Here is a 2862-nt window from a genome sequence, read left to right as displayed (position 1 = left end):
GTTGAACGACTGAAGGGGGAAGCAATGGACAGGCTCAAGGGGTGGAAAAGGCTGAAGGGGGTGGCCTGGCTGGGCGTGGTACTGGCGCTGGCACTGTTGGGTTGGAACGCAATCGCTGGAGGCGGGGCAATGGCCAGTCCCGGTGAGGGATCCCGAACCTTGACGGTAACCGGCCAGGGATCTGTTGCGGTGGAAACCTCCATTGCCGTAATCCGGCTGGGGGTGGTGCTCCAAGGGGAGACAGCCCAAGCGGTACAGCAGCAGGTGGCCGAGCGCTCGGAGCGGCTGGTGAACCGCCTCAAAGAGCTGCAGGTGAGCGCCCTGCAGACCACCGGCATTTCTCTCTATCCCCAATACGACTACCAGCAGAGCCCACCCCGCCTGACCGGGGTACAGGGGCAAAACAGCCTGCAATTTGAAGTACCCATAGCCCGAGCCGGACAGGTGCTGGATGAAGCCGTGGCCGCCGGAGCCACCCAGGTGGAATCGGTCAGCTTCCGAGCGGATGAGGCCACCTTGCTGCAGGCGCGCAGCCGTGCCCTGACCCAGGCCGTGGAAGATGCCCAACGTCAAGCCAGCGATGTGTTGAGGGCCTTGAACCTGAGCATTCGTTCTGTGGAGGGCATCCAAATTCACAGCGAGGGCTCCATCGCGCCGCCAGTTCCTCTAGCAGGCATGGGTGGAGCGGAGTATGCTCGCCTACAGGCAGCCTCCACACCGGTGGAAGGAGGACAACAAGCCGTGCGCGCCCAAGTCACGCTCGAGATTCGTTTCTAGGTTCCTGGGGTGGCCATGAAGTCACGGCGAACCCTGCCTTCCCTCTCCCTGGGGCAGAGGAGGATTCCCCCTGGGGGCGTGAGGAGCAGTAGCGGGGAACGCCCAGAAGCATCTTCCTCGCGTTTAGAATGACTGCGAAACTTCAAAAATCTCAAAAAAATAACCCGGCAAAGTTAGGTAGTGGCTGCCAATCCCTACGTCTAGAATAACGATGGAAAACACGGGAAAGTTTGCTTTCCCGGATTTCCTTGTCATCTGGCTTTGGCTTACCCGTGGATCCCAATTTGGAGAACGCTGCTGCCACTGGTACGTCTGAAGGCCCTCAGGCGGGCTTGGGCGCTAGCAAAGGCGGAGCCAGCAGCTTGCGGGCCCATGTGCTGATCGTGGATGACAGTTACATGGTGGCAGAGATGTTGTCCAACTTTTTGGGTAAGCAGGGCTGTAGTATTTCTTATGCTTTGGATGGCTTGTCTGCCCTGGAGCAAATCCGCCGCCGGATCCCAGATCTCATCATCGCCGACTGGGTCATGCCCAATCTAAATGGCCTGGATCTATGCCGGCAGCTACGGCAATCACCCGAATATGCTTGGGTGTACTACATCCTCATGACCGCCCGCGAGGGCAACGACAGCATGGAGCGGGCGTTAGAAGCCGGAGCCGATGAGTTCCTCTCCAAGCCCTTTCAGGCGGCAGAGCTGCTGACGCGGGTGCGGGCAGGGCTGCGCATTGTGGAGAGCCGCCGCCAGCAATATCTGCTCCAGACTGGACAAAAACAAGTCTCATCTCCTTCTGGCTCGGTTGCTTTGGGCAATCGGCAGGATTTGGTTACTCGCTTGCCGTTGCGGGTGGCCCAAGCCCGTGCCCAATCAGATCCCCTCAGTTTGTTTGTGCTGCGCTTGGCCAACCTCAGTGCGCTGGGGCAAGGCCTAGAGGCCGGCGGTCGGGCTGCTCTTCTCAAGCTGTTTACGGATCGCTTGGCCCACAACTTGCGAGAGGGGGATGACCTCTTTTGCTACGACGAGGGGCAGTTTATTGTGGTGCTGCCGGGGAGCACTCTGGCTGCTGCCCAGATTGCCGCCGAGCGCTGCTGCCAGCGGTTGATCCAGGATCCCTTTGTGGTGAATGGGCGAGCGCTGCCGGTGCAGCTTCAATTTGGGGCGGCCACCCTCACAGATAAGGACGATCCCAAGGGGGTGGCCCTGGTGCGACGGGCTGCCCAAGCCCTGCGAGACAGCAAAAATGTCCACACTTCGGTGGTGACTGCACCCCATCCCATCCCGGTTTCCGATTGCAGTAGCGGGACGGCGTCCTCAGAGCTGCTGAAGCGTTTGCAACATCTAGAAAAAGAGAATGCCGAGCTACGCCAAGAGCTGGAAACTCGCCTCAGGCAGCTCGAGGAGTTGCGGCAACACAACCAGGATCTCAGCCAAGGGGTGCGTGAGCCTAGGGCTGAGCGGTTTGAAGCTGGATCCCGCTCTCAGCAGCCCTTGGGGATCCGCCGGCGGAAACCGCGGCGGCGTCTGAAGCGTCAACTGGGCCGCGGAGGATGGCGACTGCGCCGGTAAGTCCAATCCCCAGAACCCGGCGGTGGGCTGGCCGCAGCAGAATAGGCAGGTGGGAGGTGGGAAGAACAGCCATGTTCAATTCTAGTCGGAGCCAATCCGCCATCTGGAAGCCAGCAAGAAGGTGGTTTCTCAACAACATCGAGCTGATCCTGACGGCGGTGGGGATAGGCGTAATCCTACTCAGCGGCTGGGTGGCCAGCCGCAGCGCTCTTTCCGTGGCGACGGCAACGGCGATCAGCGCCACCGTGGTGGGAGTTATCCACGGCATTCTGTTCTGGCTGTTACGGCGGCGGCAACGCCGGGTGCGGCAGGAGGCGATCGGGCAAATTCGGGAAATGCTGGAGGATCTGGGCAAAAACCGGTTGCAAACCATCAAGATGAGCCTGTACCTGGTGCAGGTGCGCCAGCCAGATCAAGAAGAGCGCACCCGCCAAAGCTTTGACCGCGTCTACCAGATCCTGGGCGAGATGAGCAGTTTAACGTAAGGTGCGGAATTCCCCACCGTCTATACGGTGGGGAG

General features: G+C 60.3%; 3 protein-coding genes. All 3 read left to right on the top strand.

The features are described from left to right. Positions 1-777 (top strand): SIMPL domain-containing protein (locus NW835_RS07320; protein WP_414414924.1); only part of this gene is annotated, 777 nt, incomplete at its 5' end. Positions 778-1109: 332 nt separating this feature from the next. Continuing rightward, complete coding sequence (locus tag NW835_RS07315; protein WP_414368033.1) at positions 1110-2342, top strand: response regulator; 1233 nt, start codon at positions 1110-1112, stop codon at positions 2340-2342. 71 nt (positions 2343-2413) lie between these two features. Continuing rightward, entirely contained in the window at positions 2414-2827 is a 414-nt protein-coding gene (locus tag NW835_RS07310; RefSeq protein WP_414377854.1) for a hypothetical protein, read from the top strand. The last annotated feature ends 35 nt before the right edge of the window (positions 2828-2862 follow it).

Source organism: Synechococcus sp. OH2 (assembly GCF_047462155.1).
GTDB lineage: Bacteria > Cyanobacteriota > Cyanobacteriia > Thermostichales > Thermostichaceae > Thermostichus.
Note: the sequence above shows the minus strand (reverse complement) of the source record. Positions and strands in the feature narration are given on the sequence as shown.

Coding starts and splice junctions, on each gene's coding strand:
- NW835_RS07310 (WP_414377854.1), top strand. CDS start 2,414: ATGTTCAATTCTAGTCGGAGCCAATCCGCCATCTGGAAGCCAGCAAGA.